At 69.3% G+C, this 17,599-nt stretch carries 17 protein-coding genes; 3 read left to right on the forward strand and 14 right to left on the reverse strand.

The genetic code is table 11. From position 1 onward, the window contains the following. The first annotated feature begins 108 nt into the window (after nucleotides 1-108). Nucleotides 109-1,458 (forward strand): FHA domain-containing protein, encoded by a 1,350-nt coding sequence (locus ACKTT0_RS04565; protein WP_407848494.1) that lies wholly within the window; start codon nucleotides 109-111, stop codon nucleotides 1,456-1,458. 18 nt (nucleotides 1,459-1,476) lie between these two features. Here ACKTT0_RS04565 and tssH read toward each other — a convergent pair whose 3' ends face one another. The 12 genes from tssH to tssA all read right to left on the reverse strand — a co-directional run bounded on the left by tssH (nucleotide 1,477) and on the right by tssA (nucleotide 13,980). Then, nucleotides 1,477-4,155 (reverse strand): type VI secretion system ATPase TssH, encoded by a 2,679-nt coding sequence (tssH, locus tag ACKTT0_RS04570; protein ID WP_407848496.1) that lies wholly within the window; start codon nucleotides 4,153-4,155, stop codon nucleotides 1,477-1,479. Nucleotides 4,156-4,189: 34 nt separating this feature from the next. Further along, on the reverse strand, nucleotides 4,190-4,576 hold the full coding sequence (locus tag ACKTT0_RS04575) for a DUF2195 family protein (RefSeq protein WP_407848497.1): 387 nt from the start codon (nucleotides 4,574-4,576) through the stop codon (nucleotides 4,190-4,192). Next, entirely contained in the window at nucleotides 4,566-5,087 is a 522-nt protein-coding gene (locus tag ACKTT0_RS04580; RefSeq protein WP_407848499.1) for a DUF2778 domain-containing protein, read from the reverse strand. The genes ACKTT0_RS04575 and ACKTT0_RS04580 overlap by 11 nt, the downstream gene beginning before the upstream one ends. After that, on the reverse strand, nucleotides 5,084-6,217 hold the full coding sequence (gene tssG / locus ACKTT0_RS04585; protein ID WP_407848501.1) for a type VI secretion system baseplate subunit TssG: 1,134 nt from the start codon (nucleotides 6,215-6,217) through the stop codon (nucleotides 5,084-5,086). Before tssG ends, ACKTT0_RS04580 begins: the two co-directional genes overlap by 4 nt. 2 nt (nucleotides 6,218-6,219) lie before the next feature. Continuing rightward, nucleotides 6,220-6,879, reverse strand: a complete 660-nt coding sequence (locus ACKTT0_RS04590; protein ID WP_407848503.1) for a DUF3540 domain-containing protein — start codon at nucleotides 6,877-6,879, stop codon at nucleotides 6,220-6,222. Between the two features lie 33 nt (nucleotides 6,880-6,912). Beyond that, complete coding sequence (gene tssF, locus ACKTT0_RS04595) at nucleotides 6,913-8,817, reverse strand: type VI secretion system baseplate subunit TssF (RefSeq protein WP_407848505.1); 1,905 nt, start codon at nucleotides 8,815-8,817, stop codon at nucleotides 6,913-6,915. Beyond that, the gene (gene tssE, locus ACKTT0_RS04600; protein ID WP_407848507.1) at nucleotides 8,817-9,374 is read right to left on the reverse strand and encodes a type VI secretion system baseplate subunit TssE; all 558 of its coding nucleotides are present in this window, start codon (nucleotides 9,372-9,374) and stop codon (nucleotides 8,817-8,819) included. The genes tssF and tssE overlap by 1 nt, the downstream gene beginning before the upstream one ends. Then, the gene (locus ACKTT0_RS04605; RefSeq protein ID WP_407848508.1) at nucleotides 9,374-10,189 is read right to left on the reverse strand and encodes a type VI secretion system accessory protein TagJ; all 816 of its coding nucleotides are present in this window, start codon (nucleotides 10,187-10,189) and stop codon (nucleotides 9,374-9,376) included. Before ACKTT0_RS04605 ends, tssE begins: the two co-directional genes overlap by 1 nt. Nucleotides 10,190-10,273: 84 nt before the next feature. After that, the gene (locus ACKTT0_RS04610) at nucleotides 10,274-10,759 is read right to left on the reverse strand and encodes an Hcp family type VI secretion system effector (RefSeq protein ID WP_407848510.1); all 486 of its coding nucleotides are present in this window, start codon (nucleotides 10,757-10,759) and stop codon (nucleotides 10,274-10,276) included. Nucleotides 10,760-10,812: 53 nt separating this feature from the next. After that, nucleotides 10,813-12,315: a type VI secretion system contractile sheath large subunit gene (gene tssC, locus ACKTT0_RS04615; protein ID WP_407848512.1), complete on the reverse strand. Its 1,503-nt coding sequence runs from the start codon at nucleotides 12,313-12,315 to the stop codon at nucleotides 10,813-10,815. A gap of 19 nt (nucleotides 12,316-12,334) precedes the next feature. Continuing rightward, the gene (tssB, locus tag ACKTT0_RS04620; RefSeq protein WP_028352763.1) at nucleotides 12,335-12,889 is read right to left on the reverse strand and encodes a type VI secretion system contractile sheath small subunit; all 555 of its coding nucleotides are present in this window, start codon (nucleotides 12,887-12,889) and stop codon (nucleotides 12,335-12,337) included. Nucleotides 12,890-12,930: 41 nt separating this feature from the next. Continuing rightward, a complete protein-coding gene (gene tssA / locus ACKTT0_RS04625) occupies nucleotides 12,931-13,980 on the reverse strand; it encodes a type VI secretion system protein TssA (RefSeq protein ID WP_407848514.1) in 1,050 nt (349 codons plus the stop codon). A 344-nt stretch (nucleotides 13,981-14,324) separates the two neighbouring features. On the opposite strand from tssA, the gene ACKTT0_RS04630 reads away from it, so the two are divergent. Further along, the gene (locus ACKTT0_RS04630; RefSeq protein WP_407848515.1) at nucleotides 14,325-15,326 is read left to right on the forward strand and encodes an Lnb N-terminal periplasmic domain-containing protein; all 1,002 of its coding nucleotides are present in this window, start codon (nucleotides 14,325-14,327) and stop codon (nucleotides 15,324-15,326) included. 90 nt (nucleotides 15,327-15,416) lie between these two features. Further along, a complete protein-coding gene (locus ACKTT0_RS04635) occupies nucleotides 15,417-15,749 on the forward strand; it encodes a four-helix bundle copper-binding protein (protein WP_407848517.1) in 333 nt (110 codons plus the stop codon). Nucleotides 15,750-15,759: 10 nt separating this feature from the next. Here the strand turns inward: ACKTT0_RS04635 and ACKTT0_RS04640 are convergent, their stop codons facing one another. Both ACKTT0_RS04640 and ACKTT0_RS04645 read right to left on the reverse strand, forming a co-directional pair. Continuing rightward, a complete protein-coding gene (locus ACKTT0_RS04640; RefSeq protein WP_407848519.1) occupies nucleotides 15,760-16,224 on the reverse strand; it encodes a DUF2269 family protein in 465 nt (154 codons plus the stop codon). Next, complete coding sequence (locus ACKTT0_RS04645) at nucleotides 16,209-17,498, reverse strand: SDR family oxidoreductase (RefSeq protein WP_407848520.1); 1,290 nt, start codon at nucleotides 17,496-17,498, stop codon at nucleotides 16,209-16,211. Before ACKTT0_RS04645 ends, ACKTT0_RS04640 begins: the two co-directional genes overlap by 16 nt. Nucleotides 17,499-17,599: the final 101 nt, after the last annotated feature.

A 17,599-nucleotide genomic window follows, 5' to 3' on the forward strand; every position in this document is an offset into this window, starting at 1 on the left:
TTCGATATATTTTCATAACGCTCCGACATCTGTTCGGTCATGACGGCTGGCTATCATCGAGATGTCCACGCCTGTCGATTGCGCGCCAGCGCTCCGGAGATTCTCCGCATGAAGCTAACCGTTCTTCAACGCCACGACGATCCGGGTTTTTCCCCGATATCGGCAATATTCCACGCGCCCGGCGGCACGCTGGGCCGCTCGGCCGACAACCACCTGACGCTGCCGGACGCCGAGCGCGCCATCTGCCGCGTCCAGGCCGCCGTGCGCATCAGCGGCGATGCCTGCTACCTGGTCAACCTGAGCGGCATGAGCCACGTCAGCATCAATGGCCGCACCGTGTCGCGCGACCAGGAAGTGCCCTTGTCGCCGGGCGACGAACTCGCCATCGGGCCCTACCGCCTGCGGGCCGACGACCCCGCGGCGCCGGCCCGGGCCGTTGCCGCCGCTGGCGCGGCGGCCGCCGTGGCCGCGCAACCCGACGTACCGGCCGAGCCCGACCCGCTGCTGGAGAGCCCGCTGCTGGACGACGTCGACCTGACGCCGCCTTCCACCCGCGCGGCGCCACCCGAAGCGGCGCCGGCCGCCATGGCCGCCCCCGCGCCGGAACCGCCGGTCGCCGACACGGCCGGCCTGCCGCCTGTCGACGTGCCCGCCGCGCACCTGCCGGCCGCCGACCTGCCGCCAGTGGACCTGCAGCCGGAGCGCCACGACGCGCCGCGCGCGGCCGAGGCCGCGCCAGGCGGCCCGGACACCGCGATGCCGCCGCCCGCGCAGGCGGGCGCAAACGCCGCTGCCGAGCGCCAGCCGCCCGCGGCGCGGCTGCCGGTCGACCTGCCGTCCCTGGACCTGGAGTCCGACGAGGACGCGCCGCCGGCCACGCCCCGCGCCGCGGAGCGGCCGCCGGCCTCGCCAGGCGCCCTGGCGGCGGCACCGGCCGAGCCCGCCGCCCCGGGCCCGCTCGATGCCCCGTTCGGCGACATGGAACCATTGGCCGCGGAACCCGACGCCCGGCAATCCGACCCTTCGGACGTCTTCAGCGACCTGTTCGGCCCCGGCACCCTGCCGGTCGGCAGCGTGCCGGATGTCTCGGCGCACCCCTTCGACCTGGACTCGGCCCAGTCGCGCAATCCGGAAGACCCGCTGCGCCAGTTGCCGCGCGGCGACGCCAACGTGGCGGGCCCGCTGCGCGACCCGCTCGACGCGCTGGCCTCGCCCGACAGCGACGACGCGCACAGCGTGTTCTCGGACCAGACCCCTTCCACCCTGCCCGCGCATGACCCGCTGGCCCCGCACCGTTCGGACCCGGTCAGCGAGACGCTGAACCGGCCGCGCGACGAGGCCGGCGACGGCCGGGCGGCGCGCGACCACCTGCGCGAGTACGGCGGCTACCTGCGGCCGGCGCGCGTCAAGCCGCATGACGAACCGGAGCGCCTTCCGGACCCGCCACGCCGCAAATAGGGGGCGGCGCGAGCCGCCCTACTGATAGCGGTACTGGAACTCGCCGCCGTCCGCCGCCAGCGTCACGGCGCCCACCGCGCGCCCTTCCATGGACGCGGTCAGCAATTCGCGGCTGATCTGCGGCAGCACCGTGTTGGTGAGGATCGCGTCCACCATGCGCCCGCCCGACTCCACTTCGGTGCAGCGGGCCACCACCAGCGCCGTCGCTTCCGGACTCACCGTCAGGACGATGCCGTGGTTGTCGAGCAGGCGCCGGCGCACGCGGTCGAACTGCAGATCGACGATGCGGGCCAGCATCTCGTCCGATAGCGGCAGGTACGGCACCGCCACCAGGCGGCCCAGCAGCGCGGCGGGGAAGGCCTTGAGCAGCGGTTCGCGCAAGGCCGCGGCCAGGCCGTCGGCATCGGGCATCAGCTGCGGGTCGCGGCACAGGCTGGCGATCAGGTCCGTGCCCACGTTGGATGTGAGGATGATGACCGTATTGCGGAAATCGATATAGCGCCCCTCGCCGTCCTCCATCCAGCCCTTGTCGAACACTTGGAAAAAGATCTCGTGCACGTCGGCATGGGCCTTCTCGACTTCGTCGAGCAGCACCACGCTGTACGGGCGCCGCCGCACTGCTTCGGTCAGGACCCCGCCCTCGCCGTAGCCGACGTAGCCGGGCGGCGCGCCCTTCAAGGTCGATACGGTGTGCGACTCCTGGAACTCGCTCATGTTGATGGAGATGAGATTCTGCTCGCCGCCGTACAGGGCCTCGGCCAGCGCCAGCGCCGTCTCGGTCTTGCCGACGCCGCTCGGGCCGCACAGCAGGAACACGCCGACCGGCTTGTTGGGATCGGTCAGGCGCGCCCGGGAGGTCTGGATGCGCCGCGCGATGGCCTCCAGGCCATGCCGCTGGCCGATGACGCGCTGCTCCAGCGTGTCGGCCAGCCGCAGCACGGACTGGGCTTCGTCGCGCACCATGCGACCCACCGGAATGCCGGTCCAGTCGGCCACCACCGATGCCACGGCGGCGGCGTCCACGGCCGGGTAGATAAGCGGAAATTCGCCCTGCCGCTGCGCCAGTTCGGCCTGCGCCTGGGCCAGCTCGGCGCGCAACTGCGCGGGGTCGGGCGGCGCGGCGGCCACGTCGGGCGCGCCGGCGTCGGACGCATCGGTCGCGGCCGGCGCCGCAGCCGCGTCCTGGTCGAGCGCCCGGCGCAATTCGAACACACGCGCCGCCAGGGCGCGCTCGGCCTCCCAGCGGCCGGCCAGCTCATGCTCCTGCGCGCGCGCCTGCGCCAGGTCCTCGTCGATCCGCGCGACGCGGGCTTCGTCGGCCGCGCCCAGGCGGGCTTCGCGCGCGGCGATGCGCTGTTCCGTCTCCAGCGCCTCGATGCGCCGGCGCGCGTCTTCGAGCGCCGCCGGCACGGCGTGCTGGCTGACGGCCACCCGGGCGCAGGCCGTATCCAGCAGCGCCACGGCCTTGTCGGGCAGTTGGCGGGCCGGGATGTAGCGATGCGACAGCGACACGGCGGCCGCGATGGCTTCGTCCAGCAGCAACACCTGATGGTGGCTTTCCAGCGTGGCCGCCAGGCCGCGCAGCATGCCCAGGGCGCGCGGCTCGGCCGGCTCATGGATCTGCACGACCTGGAAGCGCCGCGTCAGCGCCGGGTCTTTCTCGATGTACTTCTTGTATTCGGACCAGGTCGTGGCGCCGATGGTGCGTAGCTGGCCGCGCGCCAGCGCGGGCTTGAGCAGGTTGGCCGCATCGCCGGTGCCGGCCGCGCCGCCCGCCCCCACCAGTGTATGGATCTCGTCGATGAACAGCACAATGGGGCTGGGGCTGGCCTGCACTTCGTCGATGACGCCGCGCAGCCGCTGCTCGAACTCGCCTTTCACGCCCGCGCCGGCCTGCAGCAGGCCGATGTCCAGCAGGTACAGCGACACGTCGCGCAACGGCGGCGGCACGTCGCCGCTGGCCAGGCGCAGGGCCAGCCCTTCGACCACGGCGGTCTTGCCCACCCCGGCCTCGCCGGCCAGCAGCGGGTTGTTCTGGCGCCGCCGCATGAGAATGTCGACGATCTGGCGGATTTCCTCATCGCGGCCGGACACCGGGTCGATCTCGCCGGCCCGCGCCCGCGCGGTCAAGTCCACCGCGTACTTGGCCAGGGCCGGCCCGCCCTCGCCCGGCCCCGCCCCGCCGGCCATGGCCGGCTCGGCCGGCTGCGCCGTGGCGTCCTCGGGCGAGCCGTGGACGATATCTTCGAGCTGCTCGAGCAGCACGTCCGGCACGATGCGCGAAAACTGGTCCGACATGCCCAGCAGCACATTGCGCAGGGCGTAGGTCTTGACCAACCCGGCCATCAGGTGCCCGCCGCGGATGCGCGACGCGCCATAGCGCAGCGAGCCCAGCACCCAGGCCCGCTCGACCGCGTGGTCGATATGCTCGGACAGGTCGGACACCGAGCCGGCCCCACGCGGCAGCTGGTCCAGTGCGCCGGTCAGGTCGGCCTGCAGGCGGCCCATGTCCAGGTCGAAGCGGCGGGCGATACGATGCAGGTCGCTGTCCTGCGTGTGGACGACCTGGTGGATCCAGTGCACCAGCTCGACATAGGGATTGCCCCGCAGCTTGCAGAACGAAGTGGCTCCTTCCAGCGCCTGGTAGAGCAGCGGGTCGAGCTTGCCGAAGAGATCGATGCGGCCGATGTCGGACATATAGTTGTTGTGTTTGAGCGTGTGGAAAATGGAATCAGTCGGGCGCGGCGCAGCCCAGCGACAGCACGACGCCGCGCTCGCCCGCCAGGCCGGCGTCGCTGGCCAGCGTCAGCGTGCGCGCGCCGGACTCGCGCACGCGCAGGTTGCCGCGTTGCAGGAAGCTCCGATATCCGCCCTCCATCACCACTTCCGAGCTATACGTGGCAATGGCGGACTTGCAGCCGCAGCGGCCGATCGACTGCTTGACTTCGAGGTCGGCGCGCAACAGCAACTGGCCGTCGGCCGTGCTGCGCAGGCCTGGCCGGACATCCACGCAGGCCGCCAGCGCATTCTCGACCTTGACCGGCCCGGCCGCCTGCGCCGCCGGGACACACAGCGCGGCCGCCAGCAGGGCCGCCAGGCGCAGGGAATTATTCGACAAGCGTGCCTCCGTTGGTGGCACGGTCGCCCACATAGTCGACCTTGAGGATCATCGTCGCGCGCCCGTTGCCGCGCGCATAGGTGCGCAGCAGCGGGAAGATGCGGCCTTCGACTTCAATGCAGCCGTGGCTGTAGCCCTTGGTCGAATCATGCAGGTAGAACCCGCCGCGGATCGGCGCGCAGCGGTTGCGCGTCGCCGCGTCGGCCGGCTCCATGCGCGCCCGGTTGTTGCCCCAATGGACCCAGAATTCCTCGCATTCGCCGGCGTCCGCGCCGCGCGGAATCGACTGGATGCCCCAGGCCGGCTTCAGGTTGCAGGCGTCGCGGCCGTCGTCCTGGGCCACGCCCTGGTCCGCCAGGAACACCTTGTAGTACCCGGGCGGCACGGGGCCGCTTTCCGGCGTGCAGAATTCGGCGGGCGCCTGGAAACCGAGCAGGCCGCTGGTGGCGCGGAAACTGCCATGGCCGGCCCAGTTCAGTCGCTGGCCGTCATAGATCATGTCGTGCTTCACGGGTACCCTCCCTGTGGTTGCGGATTCGATAAAAGCTTGCGCCGCGCCGCCCGCTCGCGGCCCTCGTAGTCGAGCAGCAGGTCGCGGGCGTCGCCCTGCTCCGGCCGGCGCTTGCCCAGCCACGAAGACAGGCCCAGCGGCTGGCGCCCGCCCAGCTTCACGCCGCGCACGTCCTGGCGCTTGAGCACCGGCCGCACATCCCAGGCCAGCTCGACGCCAATGTAGTCGCGCACCCAATGCGTCAGCTGCCGCGCGCGCTTGCCGCCCGGCAGGAAGCTGGCGTAGTCGTCGCCGGCCAGCGGCCCCACTTCGATGCGGAACTTGTGCTGCGCGTCGCGCACCGCGGCGCCCAGTATGGTGTCGCGGCCGAGCGCCTGGCTGCCGCCCAGCCCCAGGCGCTGCGACGGCGGCAGGCGGATCCACTGGGGCACGAATTCGCAGATGCGCACCGGCAGCGCGAAGAAAGTCTGCAGGATCTGCTTCAAGCCTTCCGGATTGCGGGTCTGGCGCAGCAGGTGGCCGGCCATGAAGAATTTGGCATGGTCCATCACCGTATCGCGGCGCAGCATGGACGGTACGCCCATGTGCAGCAGGCTGGCGACGTAGCGGGTGAAGCGCTCTTCCTTGCGGTCCAGGCTCACCGTGCTCTGCGCGTCCGCCCAGGCGCGGTAGAACAGCAGGATGAGCCGGTGGTGGAAGATATCGGCAAACCCGGACAAGGTGTGGTCGCCGTAGTGGTGCATGCGCTCGCGCGCATATTCGGTCAAGTGCAGCGGCAACGGGCCATTGGGGCCGAACAGGCCGAAGCTGTAGATGGACAGCTCGGGCGGCCGGCCGTCGCGCGCGGCGCGCGCCGCCGCCAGGGTCGAGGGCGCGAACGCCATCGAGGGTTCCTGGCGCAGCCGCACCGGTTCGTTGCGCGCCACCGTGTCGCGCCCCAGCGGCGCGCGCGCGCCGGCCCGCGCGTCGATCCAGCGCAGCACATTGAACAGGTCGTAGGCGTAGGGCTCGCGCTCCAGGTCGCGCCAGAATTGCGGCGGCAGCGTGCTCGCCGCCGGCCGCGGCGCGTCCCCGGACGCCGCGGCCGCCTCGGGCGCGGAATCGGCCGCTTCGGTCAGGACGCTGGCCACGTCTACCCCATGTGGATCTGCTTGGCGTCCACTTTGACCAGCTTGTCGCCGGTGACCATGGTGTACGAGGCGTGCAGGCGCGCGCTCTTGTCGGCCCGGTAGTCCAGCGCGCCGGCGCGCACGTGCTCGATCTCCTCGGCGGCGCGGAACGTCACCCGCGACAGGAACGACAGGCGGTCCATGACCGCCTCGTAGGTCTTGCCGATCAGGCGCGTGGCGCCGATCGTGGCGCTCACTTCGGCGGCCGCGTAGCTGGCCTGTTCGGCGACGAAGCGCGCATCCTTGGCCTGCAGTTCGAACGAACCGGCATCGATGCGGACCGCCTGCTGCCCCGCCAGGCGCACCGCCTGCGCGCCCTCCAGCGCCACGCTGCCATTACGCGAGCGCAGCACCACATCGCCGGCGGTCTCCAGGCTGGCCTGGCGCGGGTCGGCTTGCTGGGTCACGGCGATCAGGTACACGCGCGAGGCGTCGGGGCCGCTGATCAGCACTTCGTCGCCCTGCCGGGGGGCCAGCAGGCAGCTGGCGGCCTGGCGGGCATGCCAGGTGCGGCCGTCGCAATCGACCGTGAAAATGCCGTCCTCGTCGCGGTGGGTGACAGTGCCGATCAGGTGGACCGGGTCATAAACGGGGTATTGGCGCTTCGCCGCGGCGGTTTTCATGGCGCATTCCTTTCGATCTAGTGGGCCCGTCGCCTAGACGGCGGGCCGGGCTCCCATGCGGGGCTTCCAGCGGGCGATCTCGCCGCGCTGCAAAGTGGACAACACCAGTTCCGACATCATGTTGATGGACACATGGCGCGCGAAGAACTGCTCGAGGACGGCGCCGAACAAGTACGGGCTGATACCCGAGAATGCCGCCTCGTCGACCTGCAGGCCGATGCGCACGCCACGGCCGTAGACGATCGGTCCCGGCACCGGCAGGCGGTGGTGCATGGGTTCGGCCAGCACATGGCGCACGCCCGAAATATGCTTGCGCACGACCGGATCGGCGAGGTTGCCGTACACATGCAGCATCTCGCGCAGCGTCTGCGCCCCCTGTTCGGCGTCCAGGTCGATCAGGCTCAGGTAATTGAGCCCCAGGTGGCTGATCAGGTGCCACGTGGCGGCGTTCTCGGCCAGGGCTGTGTGCGGCCGCGTCGGCCCGTGCAGCACCTTGATGGCGCCCACCGGCGCCGATACCCGCAGCGTCAGGTCGGTGTCGGTGCCCAGGGGCAGCAGCATCGCCAGGTCGCGGTTGGTGCACAGGGTCTCGAGCGTCAAGTGGCGCAACTGGCCGGAAAACGGCGCCTCATGGCGATCGACCAGCGACACGAACACCTCGCTGCCCGTATAGCCGGTGCGCGTGCCGTTGCGCTGGGCCTGGTCCGACAGCAGGCGGGGTTCGCGGCGCAGCGAATAGTACGCGCCGTAGTCGTCCGGGTCGGTGCCCAGCGTGCCGTAGAACGGCCGGAACTCCTGCTCCGGCCGCTCCGCCGAGGCGTGCCCCAGCACGCGCGTCACGCCGAAGACTTCATAGTCCAGCGGGCGGGTGCGGTCCACCACCAGGTGGTATTCGTTGGTGCGCGGCGTCACGGCAATGCGGTCGGCGCGCTTCGGGAACAGATTGATCACCGGCGCGCAATGCAGCGCCAGGTGCTCGGCGGCGATGGCGCCTTCCAGCTCGGGCGCGGCGGTCGAGAACAGCAGCGTCAGGTCGAAGCTGCGCGTCTCGCGCCGCGCGGCCCCGGGCAGGGGCGGCGTGCGCAGCCCCTGTTTCAGGCCGTTCAGGCTGAAGAACAGGAAGCGGCGCGGAAAGGCGAAATACTCCTGCAGCAGCCGGTAGCCCTGGAACACCCGCGAATCGGCCGGCAGGAGCGCCTGGTCGTCATCGAAGCCTTCATGGCGCACCGCGCCGGCGGGCAGTTTGTTGATCCAGCTGACGGGGCGGGCGGTGTCGTGGCCCAGCACGGCCACCGTGTGCCCCATGATCACTTCCAGCAGGCGCTGCATCTGCAGGTCCTGCCCGGCCAGGTGGAATACCAGCTGGTCCAGGTCCATGTCCTCCAAGCGCACGCCGCCGCACACCTCGATGCGGATGCGCAGGGCGCTCAGCACCCGGCCGTTGCGCCCACCGAAGCCCAGGCGGGTCAGCGGCAGGTCGGGCGGCGTGCCGGTGAACTCGGCTTCAGTCACGCGCAGCGGCCACAGGCGCACGGTATGCCCGGTCATGAATTCGCACGGCGTCTGCTCGCCGCGCGGCAGCCGGCCGCGCAGCAGCGTGCCGCGCGGCAGATCGAACCCGCGCGCCAGCGTGCCCTCGTTCATGCTGGGCGACAGCTGCACCACCGCCATGGCCGGCGTGGGCGCCAGGTAGTTCGGGTACACCACTTCCAGCAGCCGCTGCGAGAAGCGCGGGAATTCCGCGTCCATCTTCAAGTGGATGCGCGCGGTCAGGAAGCTGAAGCCCTCGAGCAGGCGTTCGACATACGGGTCGGCCACCTCGGTGCCGTGCATGCCGAGGCGCCCGGCCACCTTGGGGTACATCTGGGCGAATTCCGCGCCCATCTCGCGCATGTACACCAGCTCGCGGTTGTAATAGTCGAGCAGGCGCGCGTCCATCAGCCCGCTCCTCCGAGGTCGCGCAGGTCCATGTGGCCGCTTTCCAGGTCGATATCGGTGCGGAACAGGAATTCCATCGGATGCGGCACGCACCACAGCATGCCCTTGATCTCCAGGCTCAGCACGTTGTGGTGTTCCAGCGTGCCGGTATCGGTCACGCAGCGGACCTCCACCGACGAATCCAGGATGCGCGGCTCGAACGAGGCAATGGCGTTGCGGATCGAGTCCTCGACGTCGACCCAGTCGATTTCCGACATGCGCTTGCCGGCCATGGCCTGCACGCCGAAATTCAGCGTGGAATCGGGCACGTAGCGATACGGCGACAAGTCGTCGGTGGTTTGCAGATTGACCGTGTTGAGCAGCCAGCGCAGGTCGCGCAGCACCGCGGTGCGCAACTCGGCATGCGTCAGCATGGCGGCCTCGCGCGGCTCCTGGCGCTTGGCGGGATCGTCGTCCATCAACCGGTCGAGCAGCGACGGCTGCAGCCGGTCGCGGGCCACGCGCTCGCTGCGCGGCAACTGCTCCCAGGGACGAAGGGCCGCGTCGAACTGCCCCATCAGGCCATCTCCAGCGCGCGCACATCCAGCAGCGCGTGCTCGCCCCGATCGGTCATCCACATTTTCTGGCCCACCCCGGCGTAGGCGTCGCCAGCCAGCGGCAGCCAGTCGGTCATGCGGCCCAGCTTGGCACTGTCGGCCAGGTCAGCCATGCGCTGCCCGGGCGGCGCCGGATAGCGCGCCGGCACCAGGCCATGCAGGGTTCGGCCGTCCTCCAGCGCGATCTCGGCCTGCGCCCACACCATGTCGCTCAGGCCCTCCGGCGCCAGCAGGCGCACGCTGCGCAAGCCGCTGAAGGGCAGCCAGCCGTAGCGGCCGCCCGCGATCACTTCGAATACCGGCCCGAGGCGGCTGTCGCCGTCGCTGATCCAGTCGAACGGCGCGGGCGTGTCCTGCCCGGCGCATTCCAGCCGCCCGGCGCGCGCCTGCGCGGCTTCATAGGCGCGCTCGCGCAGGGCGGCGGCCTCTTGCGGCGCGTCGGCGTCGCGGCGCAGGGCCTGCAGCAAATCGCCGAACCACTCGGGCGGGGCGCCAAAATAGGCGGGCTCTCCCTGCCCGGCCAATACGCCCTCGCGCTGCCGTTCGGCAACGATGGCCTGCTCGTACAGCACCGCCATGGGCTGTGCCTGGGAATTCAATTGAGCGCAGAGCGCGAGCTGCTCGGACGCGCGCGCCCAATCACCCTGCACGGCCATCAGCTGGAACAGTTGCGCGCGCAGGTCGGCGTCGGCCGGCTGGCGGCGGATCTGCGCCTGGATGGCGTCCAGGTGTTCGGACAAGCTGCTTTCGCGCAGCGCGACAGCGGGTTTGGTCATGGACTAGGCACCGCGCAAATAGACGGGAAGCCGGCGCGCGGCCAGAAAGCCGCGCGCCGGCCGGAGAGAGGGCGCGCTAGCGCGTCAGCCCACTTCCTTGTTCTGCTTGATATCCCAGGCGACCAGGCTTTCCGCGCCCTTGCCGCCCTGCTCGGTTTGCTCCCAGTATTGCTGCTTGACCTTGGCGGCCTGGAAGGCGTAGTTGACCACCACCGCTTCCGACTTGGGCTCGGCCGACAACTGCACCGACGAGACCAGCACATCTTCCAGCGTGATCTTCGTGTATTCGACCTGCTGGCCACCGGCCTTGCAGACCGACAACTCGATCTTGCTCAAGTGCTTGCCGCTGGCGCAGTGCTTCATGACGGCCGGGGCCGCCTTGTCGATGCGCGCAACGACATGCAGGTCGTTGAAGCTGGCCTTGCCGGCGCCCAGGCCACCGCCGCTTGCCATGTTGCCCGGCTGGGTGGCGCCCCATGAGAACGAAATGATGTCGCTCCAATTCTTGTGGTTGGCATCTTTCGACTCGCCATTGGCCCCGTCGATCTTCATGAACATGTCAACAGCCACTTCTCTCTCCTAAGTTGCAGTCACGGCACGACGTGCCCTGGAAAAAATGTCCATCAGCCATCGTTCTTCTTCAACGAAGGCAGCTTGGACACGAGGCGCAGCGACACCGTCAACCCTTCGAGCTGATAGTGCGGCCGCAAGAAAAACTTGGCGGAGTAATAACCGGGGTTGTCCTCGATCTCCTGGACCTGCACCTCGGCGGCGGCCAGCGGCTTGCGGGCCTTGGTCTCCTGCGACGAATTGACGGGATCCCCGTCGACGTAATTCATGATCCAGTCGTTGAGCCAGCGCTCCATGTCGTCGCGCTCGCGGAACGAGCCGATCTTGTCGCGCACGATGCACTTCAGGTAGTGGGCGAAGCGGCAGCATGCGAACAGGTACGGCAGGCGCGCCGACAGCTTGGCATTGGCCGAGGCGTCGGCATCGTAGTATTCGTGGGGCTTCTGCAACGACTGGGCGCCGATGAAGGCGGCGAAATCCGAGTTCTTGCGATGCACCAGCGGCATGAAGCCGTTCTTGGCAAGTTCGGCCTCGCGCCGGTCGCTGATGGCGATCTCGGTGGGGCACTTCATGTCCACGCCGCCATCGTCGGTGGGGAACGTATGGCACGGCAGGTTCTCTACCGCGCCGCCCGATTCCACGCCGCGGATCGAGGTGCACCAGCCATACAGCTTGAACGAGCGGTTGATGTTGGCCGCCATGGCGTAGGCCGAATTGGCCCAGGCATAGCGGTCGTGGTTGGCGCCGTCCGTGTCTTCCTCGAAATCGAACTCGTCGACCGGATTGGTGCGCGCGCCGTAGGGCAGGCGCGCCAGGAAGCGCGGCATGGCCAGGCCGATATAGCGCGAATCCTCGGACTCGCGCAGGCTGCGCCACGCGGCGTACTCGGTGTTGGTGAAGATCTTGGTCAGGTCGCGCGGATTGGCCAGCTCCTGCCAGGAGTCCATCTGCATCACGTTGGGCGAGGCGCCGGCGATGAACGGGCAGTGCGCCGCCGCCGAGATGCGCGCCATCTCCGCCAGCAGCTCGACATCGGGGGGGCTGTGGTCGAAGTGGTAGTCGCCCACCAGGCAGCCGATCGGCTCGCCGCCGAACTGGCCGTATTCTTCCTCGTAGACGCGCTTGAAGATGGGGCTCTGGTCCCAGCCCACGCCCTTGTGGCGCTTGAGGGTGCGGCCCAGCTCCTTCTTCGAGATGCACATCACGCGGATCTTCAGCAGCTCGTCGGTCTCGGTGTTGGTGACCAGGTAGTGCAGGCCGCGCCACGCGCCTTCCAGTTGCTGGAACTCGGGGTGGTGCATGACCAGGTTGATCTGGTCCGACAGCTTGCGATCGATCTCGGCGATGATCGCCTGGATGGTCCGGTAGGCATCCGACGACACGGCGACGCCGCTGTTTTCCAGCGCCTGGTGCGCCAGCGTGCGCACGGCGTGTTCCACCGCCTCGCGCGCCTGTTCGGTCTTGGGCTTGAATTCTTTCTTCAGCAGGGCGGACAGGCCGTCCGCTTCCAGCGTTTCGGTAGTGCGGGCATCCGCGCGTTTAGCCACAGCAGTCATCGCGTTCTCCGTTTATCGTTCACTTCTCGGCCGGATCGGCTTCGGGCGCATCCGCCTTGGGCGGGGCGGCATCCGGATTGGGTGCGGCGGCCAGCGCGTTCATCAGCGCCGGGTTCTTCAACACCTTGCCGATCAGCTCTTCCGCGCCGGTCTTGCCGTCCATGTAGGTCAGCAGGTTGGCGAGCTGGGTGCGGGCGTCGAGCAGTTCGTTCAGCGCCCCGACCTTGCGCGCCACCGTGGCGGGCGAGAAGTCGTCGATGCTTTCGAAGGTGATGTCGACGTTCAGGTTGCCTTCGCCGGTCAGCGTATTGGGCACCTGGAAGGCGGCCCGGGGCTGGATCGACTTCATGCGCTCGTCGAAGTTGTCGATATCGATGTCCAGGAACTTGCGGTCGGCCACGTCGGGCTGCGGCTCGACGGACTTGCCGGCCAGGTCAGCCATGACGCCCATGACGAACGGCAGCTGGATCTTGCGCTCCGCGCCATAGATTTCCACGTCGTACTCGATCTGCACGCGCGGGGCGCGGTTGCGCGCGATGAACTTCTGTCCGCTGCCTTTCAGTGTCGTTGCCATTTTGCTCTCCTGTCCTGAAATTGGTGCTCGATCGGGCCGTGTCAGGCGCCAGGTCCGCCGTCGGCGTCCCTGGGCAGCCACGTCTCGAACTGTTCGAGACCCTGCGGCGCCAGATTCTTCATGATGTCGTGGAAACTGAGGGAAATGAGCTGCTGCGCCCGGCGGATCAGGTACGGCGCGGGGTGGCTGGGCTCGTGCACCTCGAAATATGCGCACACCTTGGCCAGCATGGCCGAGGCGTCTTCGCGCGACTGGATCTGCGCATCCTGCCAGCGCAGCACCGGCACGGGGGCGCCAGGGGCTGCCTGGGCCGGCGCCGCGGGGGCCGCGGGTGATTCGTCCCCGACTTGGGGCTCGACGCTTGCAACGGTGCCGCCCTCGCCCAACACCTGGCCCACCATCTCGAAGGTGCGCAGGATGCCGGCGTAATCCGGCACCCATTCCTGGCCCAGCCTGTCGGCGACCAGTTCCTGGATGCGGCGCAGGGTCTGTGCCGCGTTCATCAGGGCCACCAGGTCGGCGTCCTGCTGCAGCCAGGCCTGGCGCAGATGCTCGACCAGGCGCGCGCGGCCGCCAGGATAAAAATCGGGATCGGAACGGCTGCCGTCCAGCAAGGATTCCGCATCGCGCAGCGACAACTGCCCATGCACGCCGTTCACCAACCGGCTGGATCGGGCGCTGCGCGCGCAGCCGCTGACCTCGCCCAGCGCGACCAGTGCATTGATGCGCGGCATGGGATCGTCCTCGCCGACGCTGTCCAGGCGCGGATGCACCGCGTCCCAGTAGCGCTCCAGCGTATCGGCCGCCAGCGCCAGGCCGTCGGCATAGCCGGGCAAGCCGCGCACCTCGGTCCAGGCCTGCGTCAGGTAGGCAATGATGCGCACGTCGCGCGTGCGCTCGAGCAGCCCGCGGGCCAGTTTCTCGACTTCACGCCAATCGGGCGGCTGCGCCGGGATGATGGTCGATCCGAACTGCTGTTCGCTGCGCTCGACGGCCGCCTGCTGCAATTGCAGGAACTCGGCGTCGTACTCCAGGTCTTCTCCACACGGCAGACGCGGATCGAGAGCGGTCAGGATATCGGCAAATTCCATAGCGATCGGTCAGATTGGGGAATACCCGGAGCCTAAAAAGGGCTATCTCCGGTTATCTCCCGCAGAAGTCCGAATTCTAGGCACACCGGGCAGTAAACCCGGTGACGCCTAACAGCTACTGTTTTTTCTTACTTTTCATTTACAAATATGAAAAGAATCGAACAATTAATCCACAGGTAAATTGAGGATTTGAAACATTCTCGTGCTGTGATGAGGGCATTAATGCAGCGCAACAGGGTCGGGCCCCGCGCCGCGCTGCCCCACTCTTATATATAAGTATGTAGACCCGGCGACAGCCGTTTTGCTAGGATGCGCCTGACTTCGACTCTCAGCAAGGGGCGCGCGTGCTGGGCCAGGCCGTCTTCATCCTCTTCGTTGCGGCGACCGCCGCATGGGGCGCGCTGGCCCTGCATGTGCAGGCGCCCGCCGGGCCGCGGCCGACGCGCCTGCTGATCGGCGCATGGCTGGCGGCCGCGCTGGCGGCCGGCGTGCTGGTGGGCCTGGGCCGCTGGGCGGGCGCGGCGCTCTACCTGGCGCCCGCCGCGGCGCTGGCCACGTGGTGGCTGACCCTGCGGCCCTCCAACCAGCGCGACTGGGAGCCGAGCGTGGCGCGTCCGCTGCGCGGGGCGATCGCGGACGACACGGTCACGCTGGACAACGTGCGCAATTTCCACTGGCGCAGCCCCACGGACTACGACATACGCTGGGAAACGCGCCGCTATGCGCTGTCGGCGATCCGCTCGGTGGACCTGGCGCTGTCGTACTGGTCGCATGCCGCCATCGCGCATACGCTGGTCTCGTTCGGCTTCGCCGGCGGCGACTACCTGGTGTTCTCGGTGGAGATCCGCCGCAAGAAGAACGACCGCTTCTCGGAGATCGGCGGCTTCTTCCGCCAGTACGAACTGAGCATCGTGGCCGCCGACGAACGCGACATCCTGCAGGTGCGCACCAATGTCCGCGGCGAGGAAGGCTATTTGTACCGGGTCCACATGGCGCCCGACGATATGCGCGCCCTCTTCGCCGAGTATGTCAGCCAGGCCAACCGGCTGGCCCGGCGGCCGCGCTTCTACAACACCTTGACAGCCAACTGCACCACGCTGGTGTTCCGCATGGTCAACCGCATCGTCACCGGCCTGCCGCTGGACTACCGGCTGCTGGCCTCGGGCTACCTGCCCGAGTACCTGTACGACCTGGGCGCGCTGCGCGGCGCGGATTCACTGCAGGCCTACCGCGAACGCGGCCGCTACACCGGGCGGGCGCGCGACGAAACCAGCGGCGAGCCCTTCTCGCGCCGCATCCGGCGCGGCGTGCCCGGCATCGGGGCGGCCGAGCTGGCGGGCGAATAAACGCGCGGCCGCCGGCCGGGGCATGCCGCTTGCTGCGGTCCTTGCCGCATGCGGCGCGGCGCCGCTTTGCGCCAGCAAGGAGTACATCACATGGAATCCCGTTCCCCTCAATTGCAGATCTGCATCGACGAATGCCTGAAGTGCTATCAGTCGTGCCTGGGCATGGCCATGGGCCATTGCCTGGAACGCGGCGGCCCGCACGTCGATCCCGCTCATTTCCGCCTGATGACCGCGTGCTCGGAACTCTGCCGCACCGCCGCGCACTTCATGCTCACCGGCGTGCCGCATCACCAGCACATTTGCGCCGATTGCGCCGCGATCTGCCGGCAGTGCGCCGACAGCTGCGACCCGCTGGACGGCATGGACGAATGCGCCGCCATGTGCCGGCGCTGTGCCGACGCCTGCGAACGCATGGCGGGCTGATGCCGCGCGCTCAGGCCGGCTTGATCGTCATCAGGTAGAAAATGACCACGAAGGCGGCGAACGCCACCACGCCAAGCGCGAACCAGAAGCGGAAATACCGCCAGTAGGCAGGAGGCAGCGCGGCGCCGCGCGCGGCGGCGGCGCGCGCCAGGTCGCGCAAGCGCAGCTGCAGCCACACGACCGGCAGCCAGCAGGCGATCGCCAGGACATACAGGCCGACCGACCAGCGCAGCCAGGCGGCATCCCACCCCATGCCGGCCACGCGCACCATCCAGTAGCCAGTCAGCGGCTGCGCGATGGCCGTGGTGGCGGTGAACAGCCAGTCCGCCGCCACCACGTAGCCGGCGACGCTGGCCGCCGTGCGCGCGTCGCGGCTGAGCGCCGCGGCCAGGAAGTAATAGGCGCTGCCGATGCCGGTGCCGAACAACACGGTCGACGACAACACATGCAGCCATTTCGCTATCGCGTATTCCATGGGCGCTCCAGTTCGTATAGCAGCCACAGCATGGCAAGGAGCGGCACGTTCTTCAGCACCGGCCCATACGGATGCAGCCAGAATTCAGGCAGCCGCCACGAAATGATGGCGGTATAGCCCAGCACCAGCCCCGCCTGCGCGGCCCACAAGATGCGCGTGCGGCGCGGCAGCAGCGCCAGCAGGCCCAGCGCGATGTCCAGCAGCGCCGCGCCATGCAGGGCCAGCGGCTGCAGCGCCGCCGGCACCCCGGCGCGCGCCAGCAGTTCGTAGCTGGACGCCACCGGATAAACGCCCAGCGACAGCACGCCAGTGACGATCCACAGACAGGCCAGGCTCAGGTGCAAGATCGGCAGCAGCCAGCGCAGCGCGGCCTGGGTACGCTGGGCGGCCGCGTCCTCCGGCGCGATAAAGGCGGGCACGCCGCGCGGCGGCCGGCCCAGCAGCCGCGTGATCGCGCCGGCATCGGCGCTGTTGCCCCGCCGCAGCATGCGCCACGCATCCGCGTCGAACAGCATGCCGGGCCACCAGGCGCCCAGGCGCGCGGCGGCGCCGGCCAGGCCGGCGGGAATGGGCAGGAATCGCGCGCGGCCCGGCGCGCCCAGGGCTGCCCGCAGGCCTGCCAGGAAAGCGCGCCACGAAAGAGCCCGCGGCCCCACCAGCGCGATGCGCGCCGGGTGCGGGCAGGCCGGGTCGGCCAGCGCCACGACCGCCGCCGCGACGTCGTCCACATGCACCGGCTGCAGGCGCGCGCTGCCCAGGTCGGGGGCGGGAATCCAGGGCAGCGTCGCCAGCGCGCCGAACAGCGCGGCGCTGGCGCCATCCTTGCCGTAGACCAGCGAAGGCTGCAGCACCACCGCGTCCAGCGGCAGCGACAACAGGTATTCGTCGGCGGCGCGCTTGCTGCGATGGTAAGCGGTGCCGGCCTGCGCGTCCGCGCCCAGCGCGGATATCTGGATGACCCGCCGCACGCCGGCGCCCACGCACGCCGCGAACAGCGCCTGCGGCGCGCGCACGTGCATCTGCTGGAACGTGGCGTGCGCCGACTCGCGGAAAATCCCGACCGCGTTGACCACGACATCGATGCCGGCCAGCAGGTCGCGCCAGGCCGGTGGATCGCCGGCCTGGTTGAAATCCACGGCACGGTACTCGATGCCCGGCGTGCCCCGCGCTGGCGCGCGGCGCACGCCGGCCACCACCGCATGGCCGGCATCGGCCAGGGCGCGCACGATATGCCGCCCCAGGAACCCGTTGGCGCCGATCACCAGGATCTTCATGGCGTGCCGCCAGGCAGCGCTAGAGGAAGCACTCGCGCACCAACCGTTACAGCCGCCCGGCCGCCGGCCGGGCATGCTGGAAGCAGACGAATCGACCGGGA

Origin of the sequence: Bordetella saccharivorans (assembly GCF_045862855.1) — a bacterium.
Classification (GTDB): Bacteria; Pseudomonadota; Gammaproteobacteria; order Burkholderiales; family Burkholderiaceae_B; genus Bordetella_A; species Bordetella_A petrii_F.